Source organism: Streptomyces sp. 7R007 (genome assembly GCF_054850255.1).
This window is the reverse complement of the sequence record NZ_JBTWMV010000002.1, coordinates 171,511-186,726: the sequence shown is the minus strand read 5'-3', so window position 1 is coordinate 186,726 and position 15,216 is coordinate 171,511. Positions and strand designations below refer to the sequence as shown.

The 15,216-nt window shown below is 73.5% G+C and carries 16 protein-coding genes; 7 read left to right on the top strand and 9 right to left on the bottom strand.

Annotated features, from left to right (window positions below; all coding sequences use genetic code 11):
* Positions 1-4 precede the first annotated feature (4 nt).
* Complete coding sequence (locus ACYF6T_RS04125; protein WP_461693460.1) at positions 5-1,402, bottom strand: DUF6421 family protein; 1,398 nt, start codon at positions 1,400-1,402, stop codon at positions 5-7.
* Positions 1,403-1,792: 390 nt separating this feature from the next.
* Between ACYF6T_RS04125 and ACYF6T_RS04120 the strand changes: the two genes are divergently transcribed.
* The gene (locus tag ACYF6T_RS04120; RefSeq protein ID WP_461693458.1) at positions 1,793-2,476 is read left to right on the top strand and encodes a glycerophosphodiester phosphodiesterase; all 684 of its coding nucleotides are present in this window, start codon (positions 1,793-1,795) and stop codon (positions 2,474-2,476) included.
* A 3-nt stretch (positions 2,477-2,479) separates the two neighbouring features.
* On the opposite strand, the gene ACYF6T_RS04115 is transcribed toward ACYF6T_RS04120, so the two are convergent.
* Positions 2,480-3,019 carry a GNAT family N-acetyltransferase gene (locus ACYF6T_RS04115; protein ID WP_461693456.1) on the bottom strand — a complete coding sequence of 180 codons (540 nt, stop codon included), beginning with the start codon at positions 3,017-3,019 and terminating at the stop codon, positions 2,480-2,482.
* 71 nt (positions 3,020-3,090) lie between these two features.
* Between ACYF6T_RS04115 and ACYF6T_RS04110 the strand changes: the two genes are divergently transcribed.
* Positions 3,091-3,483 (top strand): VOC family protein, encoded by a 393-nt coding sequence (locus tag ACYF6T_RS04110; RefSeq protein ID WP_461693455.1) that lies wholly within the window; start codon positions 3,091-3,093, stop codon positions 3,481-3,483.
* 7 nt (positions 3,484-3,490) lie between these two features.
* On the opposite strand, the gene ACYF6T_RS04105 is transcribed toward ACYF6T_RS04110, so the two are convergent.
* Positions 3,491-4,408: an N-acetyltransferase gene (locus tag ACYF6T_RS04105; protein WP_461693453.1), complete on the bottom strand. Its 918-nt coding sequence runs from the start codon at positions 4,406-4,408 to the stop codon at positions 3,491-3,493.
* A 177-nt stretch (positions 4,409-4,585) separates the two neighbouring features.
* Here ACYF6T_RS04105 and ACYF6T_RS04100 point away from each other — a divergent pair, with 177 nt between their 5' ends.
* Complete coding sequence (locus ACYF6T_RS04100; RefSeq protein WP_461693452.1) at positions 4,586-5,350, top strand: VOC family protein; 765 nt, start codon at positions 4,586-4,588, stop codon at positions 5,348-5,350.
* A 9-nt stretch (positions 5,351-5,359) separates the two neighbouring features.
* Here ACYF6T_RS04100 and ACYF6T_RS04095 read toward each other — a convergent pair whose 3' ends face one another.
* The 3 genes from ACYF6T_RS04095 to ACYF6T_RS04085 form a co-directional block, all read right to left on the bottom strand.
* Positions 5,360-7,936, bottom strand: coding sequence for a cellulosome protein (locus tag ACYF6T_RS04095; RefSeq protein WP_461693451.1), 2,577 nt, complete (start codon positions 7,934-7,936; stop codon positions 5,360-5,362).
* 94 nt (positions 7,937-8,030) lie between these two features.
* Entirely contained in the window at positions 8,031-8,570 is a 540-nt protein-coding gene (locus ACYF6T_RS04090) for a MarR family winged helix-turn-helix transcriptional regulator (RefSeq protein WP_461693450.1), read from the bottom strand.
* Positions 8,567-10,189: an FUSC family protein gene (locus ACYF6T_RS04085; RefSeq protein ID WP_461693449.1), complete on the bottom strand. Its 1,623-nt coding sequence runs from the start codon at positions 10,187-10,189 to the stop codon at positions 8,567-8,569. The genes ACYF6T_RS04090 and ACYF6T_RS04085 overlap by 4 nt, the downstream gene beginning before the upstream one ends.
* A gap of 185 nt (positions 10,190-10,374) precedes the next feature.
* Here ACYF6T_RS04085 and ACYF6T_RS04080 point away from each other — a divergent pair, with 185 nt between their 5' ends.
* The 3 genes from ACYF6T_RS04080 (at position 10,375) to ACYF6T_RS04070 (ending at position 12,412) form a co-directional block, all read left to right on the top strand.
* Positions 10,375-10,917, top strand: a complete 543-nt coding sequence (locus ACYF6T_RS04080) for a DUF5134 domain-containing protein (RefSeq protein ID WP_461693448.1) — start codon at positions 10,375-10,377, stop codon at positions 10,915-10,917.
* A gap of 124 nt (positions 10,918-11,041) precedes the next feature.
* A complete protein-coding gene (locus tag ACYF6T_RS04075; RefSeq protein WP_461693446.1) occupies positions 11,042-11,713 on the top strand; it encodes a phosphatase PAP2 family protein in 672 nt (223 codons plus the stop codon).
* 9 nt (positions 11,714-11,722) lie between these two features.
* Positions 11,723-12,412, top strand: coding sequence for an HAD family hydrolase (locus ACYF6T_RS04070; protein ID WP_461693445.1), 690 nt, complete (start codon positions 11,723-11,725; stop codon positions 12,410-12,412).
* A 24-nt stretch (positions 12,413-12,436) separates the two neighbouring features.
* Here ACYF6T_RS04070 and ACYF6T_RS04065 read toward each other — a convergent pair whose 3' ends face one another.
* Positions 12,437-12,685 carry a DUF2630 family protein gene (locus ACYF6T_RS04065; RefSeq protein WP_461693444.1) on the bottom strand — a complete coding sequence of 83 codons (249 nt, stop codon included), beginning with the start codon at positions 12,683-12,685 and terminating at the stop codon, positions 12,437-12,439.
* 231 nt (positions 12,686-12,916) lie between these two features.
* Here ACYF6T_RS04065 and ACYF6T_RS04060 point away from each other — a divergent pair, with 231 nt between their 5' ends.
* Positions 12,917-13,606, top strand: coding sequence for a TetR/AcrR family transcriptional regulator (locus tag ACYF6T_RS04060; protein ID WP_461693443.1), 690 nt, complete (start codon positions 12,917-12,919; stop codon positions 13,604-13,606).
* 52 nt (positions 13,607-13,658) lie between these two features.
* Here the strand turns inward: ACYF6T_RS04060 and ACYF6T_RS04055 are convergent, their stop codons facing one another.
* Both ACYF6T_RS04055 and ACYF6T_RS04050 read right to left on the bottom strand, forming a co-directional pair.
* Positions 13,659-14,411 (bottom strand): alpha/beta fold hydrolase, encoded by a 753-nt coding sequence (locus ACYF6T_RS04055; protein ID WP_461693441.1) that lies wholly within the window; start codon positions 14,409-14,411, stop codon positions 13,659-13,661.
* Between the two features lie 194 nt (positions 14,412-14,605).
* Positions 14,606-15,064 (bottom strand): DUF6214 family protein, encoded by a 459-nt coding sequence (locus tag ACYF6T_RS04050; RefSeq protein WP_461693439.1) that lies wholly within the window; start codon positions 15,062-15,064, stop codon positions 14,606-14,608.
* Positions 15,065-15,216 lie beyond the last annotated feature (152 nt).

The window sequence follows — 15,216 nt, the reverse complement described above, 5'->3', positions numbered from 1 at the left end:
CCGCTCACGCGGCGATCCGCGCGGCGCTCTCCGCCGTGATGCCCTTGGTGGAGGCGATCACGTTCTTCAGCTTCTTGGAGAGGGCCTCATAGAACATGCTCAGGGGAAACTCGTCCGGAAGCACGTCATCGACGAGTTTCCGCGGCGGCTGGCTCAGGTCCAGGGCGTCGGGGCCCTTGGCCCACTTGGAGCCGGGGTGCGGGGCGAGGTAGGTGGAGACCAGTTCGTAGCCGGCGAACCAGTGGACGAGCTTGGGGCGGTCGATGCCGTCGCGGTAGAGCTTCTCGATCTCGGCGCACAGCTGGTTGGTCACCTGGGGGGCGCGCTCCCAGTCGATGTGCAGCTTGTTGTCGGTCCAGCGGACGACGTCGTGCTTGTGCAGGTAGGCGAAGAGCAGCTGGCCGCCGAGGCCGTCGTAGTTGCGCACGCGCTCGCCGGTGACCGGGAAGCGGAACATGCGGTCGAACAGGACCGCGTACTGCACGTCACGGCCCTGCGGGACGCCGTCCGCCTGGAGCTTGACGGCCTCCTTGAAGGCGGTGAGGTCGCAGCGCAGCTCTTCGAGGCCGTACATCCAGAACGGCTGGCGCTGCTTGATCATGAACGGGTCGAAGGGCAGGTCGCCGTGGCTGTGGGTGCGGTCGTGGACCATGTCCCACAGCACGAAGGCCTCCTCGCAGCGCTTCTGGTCGTGGACCATGGCGGCGATGTCCTCGGGCAGCTCCAGGCCGAGGATGTCGACGGCGGCCTCGGTCACCCGGCGGAAGCGGGCGGCCTCGCGGTCGCAGAAGATGCCACCCCAGGAGAATCGTTCCGGCGCCTCGCGCACGGCGATCGTCTCCGGGAACAGCACGGCGGAGTTGGTGTCGTAACCCGACGTGAAGTCCTCGAACGTGATGCCGCAGAACAGCGGGTTGTCGTACCGGGTGCGCTCCAGCTCGGCCAGCCAGTCGGGCCACACCATGCGCAGCACGACCGCTTCGAGGTTGCGGTCGGGGTTGCCGTTCTGCGTGTACATCGGGAAGACGACCAGGTGCTGCAGGCCGTCCGCGCGGTGGGCGGCGGGCTGGAAGGCGAGCAGCGAGTCCAGGAAGTCGGGCACCTGGAAGCCGTCGACGGCCCACCGGTCCAGGTCCTTGACCAGGGCCTCGTGGTAGGCGCGGTCGTGCGGCAGCAGCGGGGACAGCTCCTCCACCGCCTCGGCGACACGCCGTACGGCGGCCTCGGCCTCCGCGCGCCCGGGCGCCCCCTCGGCGTCGAAGTCGATCGAGCCGTCCTTGGTCTGCCAGGGCCTGATGCGCTCCACGGCATCCTTGAGCACCGGCCACGCCGGGTGCTCCACCACCCTGGTCGCGGGAGACACCGCATCCCCCTCAGCCGCCTGCACAAGAATTTCCGTCATGTCCCATCCTCCACGGGAGAACCTCGCGTAAGGCGACCGTATACACAGGGCCTTCCTCCCAGCAAGAGGAGCCTCGGGAAATCCTCCTGCTCACCCCGGGTGGTCACAGAACTTTTTCCTGCCGGATACGCTGGATGCCGCCGTTCCGGGTATACGTGCGCGCCAGTCGGCCCCGGCCGGCCCCGCCGGTCAATCGCCGCGGGACTCGCCCACCCCCGGGTGACCGTGTGCGGGGGCACGGGCCGGACGTGCCCCGTCCACCACCCCGACGGCCCCGTGCAGGCGCGGGTTCATCGCGAGGCGGGGCCGTTAGGCTGCGGCTCTGCCCGCGCGGCCGTCCGCTCCGGTCGCGCGCGGACCGAGCCGCCGTCGACGGAAGCGAGTTGAACCTTGAACTTCCTTACCATCGGTCACCGCGGAGTCATGGGACTCGAACCCGAGAACACCCTCCGTTCCTTCGTCGCCGCCGAGAAGGCCGGCCTCGACGTCATCGAACTCGATCTCCACCTCAGCAAGGACGGCGCCCTCGTCGTCATGCACGACACCGACGTGGACCGCACGACCGACGGCACCGGCCCGATCGCCGAGAAGACCCTCGCCGAGCTGCGCGCCCTGGACGCGGGCGACGGCGAGCGCGTCCCCGTCTTCGAGGAGGTCCTGGAGGCCGTGAAGACGCCGCTGCAGGCCGAGATCAAGGACGTGCAGGCGGCTCGGGCACTGGCCGAGGTGATGGACAAGCGGGACCTGGTCTCGCGGGTCGAGGTCTCCTCCTTCCACGACGAGGCGATCGCCGAGGTCGCCCGCCTGCTGCCGGGCGTCCGCACCGCCCTGATCGGCAGCCGGTATGGCACCGACATCGTCGAGCGCGCCGTGACCGCCGGCGCCAGGACCCTCTGCCTCAACATCCGCCGGCTCACGCTGGAGGTCGTGGAGCACGCGCGCGAGGCGGACCTCAGGGTGATCGGCTGGGTGGTCAACACGCAGGACCACCTGCGGCTGGTGCGGGCCCTCGGGCTGGACGGCGCGACCACCGACTTCCCGGAGATCAAGCGCACCGCCCGCTTCACCGCATGAACGTCACACCAGCGGCTTGACCAGCAGCTCGAACTCCAGGTCGGCGCGCTGCGGGATACCGAAGCGCTCGTCGCCGTACGGGAAGGGCGTCGTCTTTCCCGTACGGCGGTAGCCGCGCCGCTCGTACCAGGCGATCAGGTCCTCGCGTACGGAGATCACGGTCATGTGCATCTCGCGCACGCCCCAGGTCTCGCGCGCCGCGCGCTCCGCCTCGGCGATGATCACCTTGCCCAGGCCGCCGCCCTGGAGCTTCGGACTGACCGCGAACATCCCGAAGTAGGCGTGGTCGCCCCGGTGTTCGAGCTGGCAGCAGGCGATGACGGCGCCGTCCCGCTCGACGGCCAGCAGCCGGCTGTCCGGCGACTTGATGACCGCGAGCACGCCCTCGGGATCGGTCCGCTGCCCTTCCAGGATGTCCGCCTCGGTGGTCCAGCCGGCCCGGCTGGCGTCCCCGCGGTACGCCGACTCGATCAGCGCGACCAGCGCGTCCACGTCGGCGTCGGTGGCGTCACGGAAGGTCAGTCCGTCGGCGGCGGTCTCCATGCGGGCTCTCTCCACTTCTCGGGCGCGGCTCGGCCAGGGACGAGGGTAACGCGCCACTACGCTCCTGGTGCATGGTGCATGTACTGAGCAGTCGCGTCCTGCTGCGGCCCACGGACCCCGAACGCGCGCGCCGCTTCTACGGCGAGCAGCTGGGCCTGTCCGTCTACCGGGAGTTCGGCACCGGCCCGGACCGGGGCGTCGTCTACTTCCTGGGCGGCGGTTTCCTGGAGGTCTCCGGCCGCTCCGCCACCCCGCCCTCCCCGGCCGTCCAGCTGTGGCTCCAGGTCGAGGACCTCACGGCGGCGCACGAGGAGCTGCGCGGCCGGGGCGTCGAGATCGTGCGGCCGCCGGTGAAGGAGCCGTGGGGCCTGCTGGAGATGTGGATCACCGACCCGGACGGCACCCGGATCGTCCTGGTGGAAGTGCCGGCCGACCACCCGATCCGGTACCGCCCGGGCATCTGAGCCCCGCTCAGCGGGCCCGGTGTTCCCAGCGGCGGTCGGTGCGGGTCAGTTCCCGGAAGCCCGCGCCGAGCAGCAAGTCGATCGCCGCCGGGTCGTCGGCCGGTTCGTAGGCGCACAGCCGGTCCGCGCCGCACAGGCGCAGCCAGTCGGCTGCCTGGGCGAGGAGCGTGTGCGCCAGGGCCGTGCGCTGCGCGGACGGGCCGAGGTGGAGGTTGCCGACGTCGGCGAGGCCCTCACCGCGGGCGTGGCGCTCGGGGCGGGCCAGGGACGTGTCGACCTCGACGAAGCCGAGGGCGGCGCCCGTGTCGTCGTAGGCCGTGAAGCGGGTGCCGCACTCCCCCAGGGTGCGTTCGAGGCTGACGTCCGGCCGGGACGGGGCCGTCGGCAGGTCCTCCACCCGGGCGATCAGGATGACCTCCGTGTCGCCGACGTGCCGGAAGCCCGCGCGTTCGTAGGCGGCGCGGATGTGCGGCCAGGTGCGGGGCAGACCGTAGACGACGGGGGCGGGCAGGGCGCCGTCGGCGTAGCGCGCGCGGACGTTCCAGCGGGCGAGCTGGGCCAGGCACGCGGTCATGAGCAGGTCGGCCGCGGCGTCGGAGTCGGGCCAGAAGGACGCCGGCGGCCGGCACACGAACCAGTCGATCTCACCGGCGTCCCGGTAGTTCTCGCCGACCTCGGCGTCGGCGCGGTAGCGCAGCAGGTGGGCGGCGGCCACGACGGCACGGCGCTGCTCGGCCACGAGGGTCGCACGGGCGGCCACCCAGGGGTCGGTGATGAACTCGCCGGGCTGTCGTTCCAGGTCGCTCAGGACGGTGTTGACGGAGACGGAGACGCCGGGGACGACGGCGGCGACGTGCGCGTTGACCAGGTCGGTGAGCTGGTCGCGGTCGTCGCGGCGGAAGGGGCGCACCGTGAGCGCGGACATGCGGGAACCTCCGGGCGTACGGGGTGGGCTGGAGGCCGCCATGCGGTGCGGTACCCGGTCGAGGGTAGGCGGGTCGGGGCGGTACCGGCCAGGGGTTTTCGCCGACTGGCCCGGTGGCCGGGGCGGGGCTAGCGTGCTGGAGGGGGTGAGACCCGGGCGGCCGGTGGAGGCGACCTCATGAAGCTCGACGAGCCGGTGACCGGCGGGCCCTGCTGGGCCGAGTTGGGGACCAGTGACGTGGAGGCGGCGAAGCGGTTCTACGCGGAGCTGTTCGGCTGGCGGCCGGAGACGGACACGCGGCAGGAGGCGGGCGGCTACACGGTGGCGCACGTCGGGGACGCGGCGGTGGCCGGGATCAGTCCGCTGTACCAGGAGTCGCAGCCGGTCGCGTGGAACGTGGCGTTCACGGTGACGGACGCGGACGAGGCCGTGCGGACGGTGACGGCGGCCGGCGGGACGGTCCTCATGGGACCGGTGGACGTGTTCGACGCGGGCCGCTTCACCGTCGCCCTGGACCCCGGCGGCGCGGCCTTCCAGCTCTGGCAGCCCCGGACCTTTCCCGGCGCGGGGCTGTTCAACGCCCCCGGCTCGCTGGGCTGGGTGGAGCTGCTGACCCGGGCGCCCGAGCGGGCCGTCACGTTCTACACGACCGTGTTCGGCTGGAGCGTCCGCGCCTCCGAGCACTACACGCAGTGGGGCGTCGAGGGCGCCGACTTCGGCGGCATGATGCGCATGGACGACAAGTTCCCGCAGGCCGTGCCCCCGCACTGGCTGCCGTACTTCGCGGTGGCGGACGCCGACACCACGGCCGCGACGGCGACGGACGCCGGCGGCACCGTCCTGATGGAGCCCACGTCCCTGGCCGACGTCCGGCGGATCGCGGTGCTGCGGGACCCGCAGGGGGCGATGTTCGGGGTGTACGCGGCGGGCGCGGAGGGCTGAGGCGCCGTCTCAGGGGAGGGCGAGCGGGGTCACCGTGACGCTGTCGAGGACCGGGGCGTACGCGGAGCGCTGGCCGTACGGGTTGCGGGTGCGGCCGTCGAAGTCGGGGAGCTCGTCGGCCGTGAACGTGAGGGTGTTCCGGCCCTCGTCGAGGGTGACCGGCAGGGAGAGGTTCCAGAAGTTGCCGAAGTGGAAGGTCGTGGGGAACAGCACGCGCCGCGGCGGGGCGCCGTTGACGGACAGGTCGGCGTGGCGGCAGACCGGGTCCGGGTTGTAGTGCGTGGCGGGCGCCTGCTCGCCGTTGGAGTAGCGGATGGTCAGCGCGTGGCGGCCGGGGCGGTCGGCCGTGACGGTGACGGTGAGGGCGTTGCGCGGACCGGCTCCGATGCCGTCGACCGCCTTGCCGCCGGTGGCGTACGGGTAGGCGGTCACCTTCGCCGTGCCGGTGAGGATGCCGTCCGCGGCGGCGTAGGCCCTGGCCGGCAGCAGCCCGCGGGAGGGGCCGACGCGCAGCCGGTCGACGATCAGGCGTTCCGAGGTCCCGGTGACCGTCAGCTTGTTGACGCCGCCGGACAGGAACACCGGGAGGGCGCCCCGGTGCAGGCGCCCGATCTCCTCGCCGTTGACCGTGAGCAGGCCCTCGCCGGGGCCGAGCACATCAACGGTGACCGTCGCCTCGCCGTCGTCGTCGGCGTGCACCCAGAAGGTGACCGTGCCGCCGCGCGGGAGCACGGCGGTGCCGGGCCCGGACGCGCCGATGTTGGCGTGGCTGACCCGCGCCCCGCCGCCGAGGACGGCGAACTCGGCGTCGTACAGCGCCACTTCCCCGGTGCGCAGGACGAGGTCGAGCCGATCGACCGTCGCCTCGCCCCTCGTCGCGCCGAGGTCGGGGTCCCGGGCGGCGAGGGTGATCCGGTGCGGGCCCGCGGTCAGGTGGAACGCGGTGTCGGTGTGGCCCCACACAGCCGGCTTGTAGCCGAGCGGCAGTACGAGCTCGCGCGCGTCGGTGCCGTCGACGCGCAGGAAGACGTTGGTGGGCCCCTGTTCGCGCACGAGGGCGGCCAGGTTGTGGGAGCCCGCGAAGACCCGCAGGTCGTACGTGCCCTCCTGCGGGACCTCGACGTCGAAGGCGAGGACGAGGTCGGAGCCGGTGCGCAGGCCGCCGACGTGGTGGCCGCCGGAAGTGGCGAACCGGTCCACGGCGGCCGGTGATCCCTCGGGCCCGAGCTTCTCGTAGCCGCTGCCCGTGTGCGCCGCGTCCTCGGCCTCGTAGGTGCGCCGCCAGCCGACCGAGGGCGGCAGCAGCACGGCTCCGTTGCCGCCGGGCGACAGGGTCACCTGGTAGGCGGACATCTCGTCGAGGCCGGTCAGGGGCAGGGTCACCCGCCCGTCGACGACGGGCAGTTCGATGTCCCGCAGCCGCTCCGGGCCCGCGCACGCGCCGACCTGGCCGGTCCAGCAGATCTCCTCCAGCCGCAGGTGCACCCGCGCGCCGAAGACCTCCGCGTCCACGCCCTCGACGGCGAGGTCGGCGCGCCCGCCCGCACCGCCGAACAGCACCCGGGCCTGCCGCTTGTCCCGGTCCAGCGTGGCGAGGCCCTGGAGCGTGTACTGCGCGTTCGGGTGCGGGGCGGTGACCCGCACGGTGTGCCCGGTCAGCCGCCCGTAGGCGTTGAACAGCCACCACTGGCCGTTGCCCTTGACGGCCTCCACCGCGGAGTCGTCGAGGTTGCCGGCGATGTTCCAGTACGCCATGTCGGCGTCGACCTTGCACTCCTCGATCGCGGCGATCCACTGGATCATCTGCCCGGGGACGGACAGGTGGTAGTTGTGCGCGTACTCGTTGAGGTTGACGGGCAGCGGCCCGATGCCCAACTCGCGTTCCAGAGCGCGGTACTGGGCGACGTTCGTGCGGACCTCGTCCGGTGACGACAGCTCGTGCCAGGTGATCACGTCGGGCAGGACGCCGTGGTCGCGGGCGAACTCCAGGAAGCCGCGCACCTCGGGGTAGAGGACACAGGTGTTCGGTCCGGCGATGCGCGCGTCGGGGTCCAGCCCCTTGATCAGTTCGTACGCCCGCTGCCAGGCGGCGAAGAAGTGACGCGGGTCGTCCCGCCAGGACACCCCGTCGTAGCTCCACTCCCCCGTGCCGAACATGTTGCCCTCGGCTTCGTTGAACGGCACGTACACGACGTGGGACCTGAGCGGGCCCGTCGTCCGCACCAGGCCCACCTGGCGCCGGATGCCGTCCAGGTGGGCGGCGAGGCGTTCCTCGCCGGTGGCGCCGGGCCACTCGTAGGGGAAGCCGCGGTGCAGGTCGGGCAGGTAGACGTAGACGTCCCGGCCGCCGGCCGCGACGAAGCCCGGCAGGATCTCCAGGGCGTCGGCGCCGGGGTGCTGGACGCCGTCCTGGGCCTTGGTGGCGACCGTGCGGACGTACATGCCCTCGACGACGTTGCGGGCGGGCACCCCGTCTCCGTACAGGCCGTAGAGGGTGCCGCTCGCGCCGCCGTGGAAGGGGCCGGTGGCGGTGCCCAGGTCGACGGTGAGGGTCTCGGCTTCCACGGCATCCCCTTCGTTCGGCATGTCGCACGCCAGTCGGCGTTCCGAACCGGCCTGGTCGAACGTAGGGAGCGGGTGCCGATCGCGTCAACGCCCCGGCGGACACCGAAAGTTCCGCTCAGGCGCGCGGAATCCCGGGATGCCCCTCCAGCCGGCCGAGCAACTCGCCGAGCAGTACGGCCAGTTCGCCCTGCCCCTGCGGGTCGAGCACGGACAGTACGGCGGTCTCGTAGGCGAGTTGGTGCGGCAGGATCTCGTCCACCAGGTCGCGTCCGGCGTCGGTGAGCCGGAGGTGGGCGACGCGCCGGTCGCGGGTGTCGCCGCGCCGCTCGACCAGACCGCGCTCGGTGAGCTGCTTGAGGCGCTTGGTGACGGCGGCGCCGGAGGAGAAGGTCTCGCGCGCCAGCTCCCCGGGCGTCAGCTCGTGGCCGGTGCGGCGCAGGGCGCCCAGCAGGTCGAACTCGGCGCGGCTCAGGCCCGCCCGGCGCAGCGGGGCGTCCTCGGCCTGCTGGAGGAGGGCGGCGCAGCGGTTGATCCGGCCGATGATCTCCATCGGGCCGGTGTCGAGCGCCGGGTGGACGGCCTGCCACTGCCGGACGACCGCGGAGACGGTGTCGCCCCTCGTCGCGCTCGTCTGCCGTCCGTTCGGTGCCGTCATGGCTGTACGCCCTCCGCTCTCGCGTCCTGGTTGCGGACCGTCGCGGCGAGCGTACGGTGTCCGGCCTGTTCGGCGCGCACCACCCGCTCCTCGGGCAGCGCGCGCCGCCACCACTCGCCGGACGCGGCGTCGACGGTGGCGCGCAGGTCGGCCAGGGCGGCGACGAGGCCGCGGCGGGCGGATTCCAGGGCCGCGGGCGCGGGCTGCGGCCCGGCGAGCAGGCGGGCGGCGTGTTCGCGGGCGCGTTCGACGGCCGCCAGCGCGTCCTCGACGCGGTCGCCCGCGCGCCGGTTGGTGACGGCGACGGCGGCGAGGAGGCCGACCAGGGCCCCGACGAGGGTGTCCACCACGCGCTCGGTGATCAGCAGGCCGGGCTCCTGGAATCCGGCGAACTCCGTGATGAGCAGCGCCATCGGGGTCACGCAGACCGTGCCGAGCCAGTAGTTGCGGCTGATCAGCGCCTCTGCGCCGAAGTTGAAGGCCAGGCAGCACAGCACCAGGGCCGCCTGCCCGAGGTGCGCGAGCGGGGCGACGGCGGCGAACAGCAGCACGCCGGCCAGGTTGCCGACGACCCGCTGGACGCCCCGGCTCCAGGTCAGGGCGAGGTTGGCCTGGTAGAGGGAGGCCGCGGTGACCAGGGCCCAGTAGGGGCGGCCGACGCCGAGGGCGAGGGAGGCGTAGCCGGCGAGGGCGCAGCCGAGGGCGGTGCGTGCGGCGATGGGGGCGAGCGGTGCCAGGCGGTGGCGCAACGGGCGGGCGGGGGTGGCGCGTTCGGCCTCCGCGCCGAGTACCTCGTCGTCGTACGGGCCCTGCGCCCGCGGGATCGGGCCGGTGCCGCACAGCTCGCGCGCCCAGGTGCGCAGGCGTCGCGGGTCGGCGTCGGCCGGAGCGGCGAGGGTGACCTCGGCACGGACGACGAGGCGTTCGAGGGCGCGGCGGGTGTCCGCGTCGCCCGCGGCCGGCAGCACGTGCCAGGCGGCCTGGACGGCGGCGGCCGCGGCGGCCCGGGCGCGCGGGTGGCCGTCGCCGGTGCCGCGCGTGGCGGCGTACGCGGCGGCGGCGTCGAGGGCCTGGGCGGTGGCCCGGCGCTCCGGGCCGTGCGGGCGCACCAGCCCCGGTGCCATGCCGACGGTCCAGGCCCAGGCGCCGGCCGCGACGGCGAGGGCGAGGTGGCCGGGGATCCGGCCGGGGGTCTGCGGGGCGAACAGGGCGGCGGAGCTGATGAAGGTGAGGACGACGTTGCCGGGCGGGCCGACGCGGGTCGCGTCGCACAGGGCCTTCTGGGCGGCGGCCAGCAGGGCGCCGACGGTGACCAGGACCACGGCGTTGGCGGTGAGGGACGCGGTGGTCAGGGCGACGGCGAGGCCGGCGGTCATGCCGAGCACGACCCAGGCCAGAACCCGGGCGCGGGCGGCGTAGGGGCGGTTGTGGGCGTACAGCGCGCACAGGGACCCCGCCATCGTGTACATCGCCAGGTCGAGGCGGCCCAGCGCCAGGAGGGTGAGGTTGGGCGGGGCGACCGAGGCGACGACGCTGAGGGCCGGCTTGAACCAGATGTCGGAGGGGCGGCCGAGGCGGAGCACTCCGGCGAGGGGGAGACGGGGACGCGGAGTTCTCATGCGAAGGAGTTTAACAGGTGTTTTACCAGTAAACGAATCTCTGCGGGGGCGACACCGGCGGCCGGACCAGGCGCTCACCGCCCGTGCTCCCTCAAGTGCTCCCCGTGTACACCCTTGCGCTTGCGTGCGCGCCGCGCGGCTCGGGCATCGACGGACTGACGGCACGTCGAGCGGGGAGGTGTGCGGTGCACGGACCGGCTTCGCCCGGCTGGCTGCTGGTCGCGCTCTGTGCGGCGACCGGGGCCTACTGCCTGCTGCGGATGCGCAGCACGGTCGAGGAGCAGCGCCGGTCGGCGGGCGGCGAGGCGCTGATGGGCTTCGGCATGGCCGCGATGGCCGTGCCGGCGGCGGTGTTCAGCCCGCCGTCGTGGACCTGGCCCGCCTACGCGGCCGTCTTCGGCGCCGCCGCGCTGCGCGCCCTGTGGGCGGCGCGCACCGGCCCGCACCATCTGCACCATCTGGTGGGCACCGCGGCCATGGTCTACATGGCGGTCGTGATGGCCGCCTCCCCCGGCCACCACGCCGGGCACGGCACACCGTCCGGCGTCCCGCCGGTGACGGGAGCGCTGCTGCTGTACTTCACCGGGTACGTGCTGCTGGCGGGCGCGCGGCTGCTCCCCGCGGCCGCAAGCGGCGGCGCCGTGCGGTGGGGCGACCGGCCGGAACTGGCGCGGGCGTGCCGGCTGTCCATGGGGATCGCGATGGTGGCGATGCTGATCACGCTGTGAGCGGGAGGCGGGAGGCGGCCGTGCGCGGAGCGGCTCCGCGTCAAGCGCGTGCGGCCGGGTACCCGTACGACCGCAGCCGTACCGGCGTTCGCCCCGCACCCCACCGGTCGGCGAGGATCACCGTATGCACACCCCGTCCGTCGAGTCCCCGCCCCACCCGCCGCGCCCCCGCACCGCCCCCCGCGCGGCGGGCGCGCTCGCCCTGTGCTCCGCGCTGCTGCTGACCCTGGTCGCGACCCGCTGGCACCCGCTGACCGGCCTCGACGGCGACGTCTCCCGCACCACGCACCGCTGGGCGGTCGACGAGCCCGGTGTCACCCATGTGTTCCGCATCCTGACGGACTGGGTGTGGGACCCCACGACGATGCGCCTGCTGTGCGCCGCCGTCGCGGTGTGGCTGGTGTGGCGCCGGGCGGCCTGGTGGACGGCGGTGTGGCTGGCGCTGACGTGCGCGCTGGGCACGCTGCTCCAGCAGTTCCTCAAGGCGGCGGTCGGCCGCCCGCGTCCGGTCTGGCCCGACCCCGTCGACTCGGCCCACTACGCGGCCTTCCCGTCGGGCCACGCCCTGACCGCCACCCTCGTCTGCGGCCTCCTGCTGTGGCTGTGCCACCGCTACGGAGCCGGCGGCGCGGTGTGGCGTACGGCGGTGACGGTGGCCGTGGTCTCGGTCGCCGGTGTCGGGCTCACCCGGGTGTGGCTGGGCGTCCACTGGCCCTCGGACGTGCTGGGCGGCTGGCTGATCGGGGCGACGCTGGTGGCGCTGGCGGTGACGGCGCACGAGCGGTGGGGGCCGTAGGATCCCCGCATGCTCGCTGTCCTGTTCGACTTCTCCGGCACCCTCTTCCGCATCGAGTCCACCGAGTCCTGGCTGCGCGCCGGGCTCGCGGAGGCCGGGATCCCGCTGCCGGAGCCGGAGGTGACGCAGGCGGCGAAGGCGCTGGAGGCGGCCGGAGCGCTGCCGGGCGGACCTGCTCCCGAGCAGGTGCCCGAGGACCTCGTCGAGCTGTGGGAGGTCCGCGACCAGAGCGCCGCGCTGCACCGCGCCGCCTACACGGGACTCTCCCGCCGGGTGCCGCTGCCCGACCCGGCACTGCACGACCTGCTGTACGACCGGCACATGAGGCCGGCCGCCTGGCGCCCGTACCCGGACGCCGCCGAGGTGCTGTACGGGCTGTGCGAGCGCGGCCTCGGCATCGGCGTGGTCAGCAACATCGGCTGGGACCTGCGCCCGGTCTTCGAGCAGCACGGGCTGGACCGCTTCGTGGACGCGTACGTCCTGTCGTACGAGCACGGGGTCCAGAAACCCGACCCGCGCCTGTTCGCCGCCGCCTGCGAGGCGCTGGAGGTCGAGCCGCACGAGGCGCTGATGGTCGGGGACGACCGCCGCGCCGACGGCGGCGCGGCGGAGCTGGGGTGCCGGGTGCACTTCGTGGACCATCTGCCGGCCCACGAGCGGCCCGACGCGCTGCGCGCGGTGCTGGACCTGGTGGACTGACCGCGCTCCGGCCCCCGTCGGCCCCTATTCCAGGTAGCCCTCCACCTGGGAGGAGGGCCGGACCCGCGCCTCGTCCGGGTTCTCGCCGAACTCGGCCTTCGCGCGCCGCTGGCGCAGCAGGTCCCAGCACTGGTCGAGCTCGCGCTCCAGCTCGCCGAGCCGCTGGTGTTCCGTCGCGCTGTCGATCTCACCGGAGGCGACGGCCTCGCGCAGCTTGCGCTCGTCCTCGACCATCTCCGTGATCCGGGCCAGGATCCGTTGGTCCTGTTCCATTCCGTACGCCTCCTCGCTTCGGCAGACTGGTGCCCACTCTAGGACGGGTGGCGTGGAGGCGGTGGCCGACATCGTCGCCTGAGGCCACTACCGGGGCGAAGGGCACGTCCGCCCTGGACGATCCCCCGCGTCGCCCAGGGCGGACGGCAGCCCTGACCAGGCCCCGCGGGGCGCCGGTCCGGACTCGCTTAGTATAGTTGGCTGGCAGCCAGTCAACACGGGAGTTACAGCATGTCCCCGCGCAGCGCCTCGGTCAATGAAGAGTTGCGCAGGCGTTCCCGGGAGCGGCTGCTGCAGGCGGCCGTGGAGCTGGTGGGCGAGCACGGGTACGAGGCGACGACGCTCGGTGCGATCGCGGACCGGGCGGGCTCGGCGCGCGGCCTGGTGTCGTACTACTTCCCGGGCAAGCGCCAGCTGGTGCAGTCCGCCGTGCACCGGCTGATGCACCGCACCCTGGAGGAGGGGCTGGAGCGGGAGCCGAGGACGGAGGACGGCCGGGAGCGGATGGCGCGGGCCATCGACGCGATCCTGGGCCTGGCCCGGGACCGGCCGGTGCTCATGCGCCAGCACATGGCCGGGTTGCTACAGGCGGAAGGCTTCGTGCAGTGCCCGGAGCAGCAGCGGCTGGCGGAGCTGCTGCGGGACACCAGCGTCCGGCACGGGTCGGCCGACCCCGACACGGACTACCCGATGCTGCGGTCGCTGCTCATGGGCGCCGTCTACGCCATGGTGCTGCCGAACGTGCCGATGCCGATCACGACCGTGCGCGCCGAGTTGTTCAAGCGCTACCGGCTGGACTGGACGATGGGCTTCCCCCCGCAGGCCGGTGCGGCGCCCGGGGACACGTCCGAGACGGACGTGTCCCGTTTCTTCGCCACGGGTGACACAGCGGCCGGGGAAACCGGTCGGTCGGCCCGGTGACGGACCCGTGGCGGCGCCCGGCTGCCGGGCCGGGCGCCGCCCACGGGCCGGGTCAGGCCGTCCGGCCGAGGTGCCGGACGAAGAACCGGACCGCGCTGTCGGCCTCGAACCGCGGCAGCTCCTTGTGCCGGCCCGCGTTGGCGTGCAGCGTCTTCTCCGGCGAGGCGAAGGCGTCGAACAGGGCGAGGCCGGCCTCGCGCGGGATGTGCTCGTCGCCCCACTGCAGGGCGAACTCGACCGGGACGGTGATCCGCTGCGCCCACTCGGCCAGGGCGTCGGGCCAGTGCAGCCCGAAGACCGCCACGGTGATCCTCGGTTCGAGCGCCACGAACGGCACGCCGATCGCGGTGCCCATGGTGAGGCCGAAGTAGCCCACCGGCCCGTCGGGGCCGATCTCCGGGAGTTCCTGGAGGGCGTCCAGGGTCGCCCGCCACTCCGGTACGGCGCGTTGGGCGAGGTGGGCGTTGTAGCGGACGACGACCGGGCCTTCCGGCTCGCCCGCCGCCCGCGCCCGGTACAGCTCGGCGATCTCGCGTTCGTCGTGCGCCGTGCGCGGCCGGTCGCCGTGGCCGGGGGCGTCGATGACGGCGACATGGAAGCCGCCGCCGGTCACCAGCCGGTGGGCGCGGCCCGTCATCGCCGGCCAGCGCTTGTGCGTACCGCCGCCGTGACCCATCAGGACCAGGGGCGCCCGGTCGGCGGCGGAGACGGGCGACCACAGGACGCCGGGGACGTCGCCCACGGTGAAGTCGCGTTCGAGGACGCCGTTCGACGTCGTGGTGGTGGTGAAGTGCGGAGCGTGCATGGCTGGTGCCTTTCGGGAGTGCCTGGTGGTCGAGGCGCTCCCGGCGACACCTGCGTTCAGTCGCCAGACCGTGGAGAAGAGGGGAGCACCCACGTCGATACAGCGTTCACGGGTCTCACCTCCTCGGACGGCGTCACGGCGACGACCAGCCAACAGCCCCGGCCCCGCTCCGCGCAACGGCTTTTCACAGCGCGTCAGCGGCGCGCGTGACGAGGCGTCAGGAAGCCCGCGTCGCGCGCCTGGGAGATCAGCCGGAGCGACTTGCGCCGGCTGTGACCGGTCGCCGACATCACCGCGAGCACCGGGTCGGCGCCCTCCTCCTGGGCCGCCCGGTACTCCTGCGCGACCAGCCACCGCCCCTCGATCCCCCGGGGCCACGTCGGCCGCGCCCGCCGCGCGCCGGACGGCACCTGCTCGCCCTCCGCCCCGCACGCCTCGGACAGCGGCCCCTCGATCCAGTCCGCGAGGACCGCGAGGTCGTCCAGGGACAGCGCGGGCCGGGCCCGTACGTCCTCCAGGGACACGCACCCTTCCGACACGACGGCGAGCGTGTCGACCCGGGCGCCGTCGGCGAAGGTGAGCCGGACGTTGTACCAGGTCGTCGTCACCGCGCCCGCGTCCTCCCGCACTTCCCACGCGGGCCATACGGACACCGCGCCGTCCGTCGGACAACGATCAGAAAGATTAAGAAAGGATGCTTCTAGCACACACGCAACGTAACCGCATGATCACTTTCCATACGAACGGACACGCGCAGACCCGTTCCGTCTGGCCCCTGTCAGCGGAGCGCCGCAAGTGCGATGCT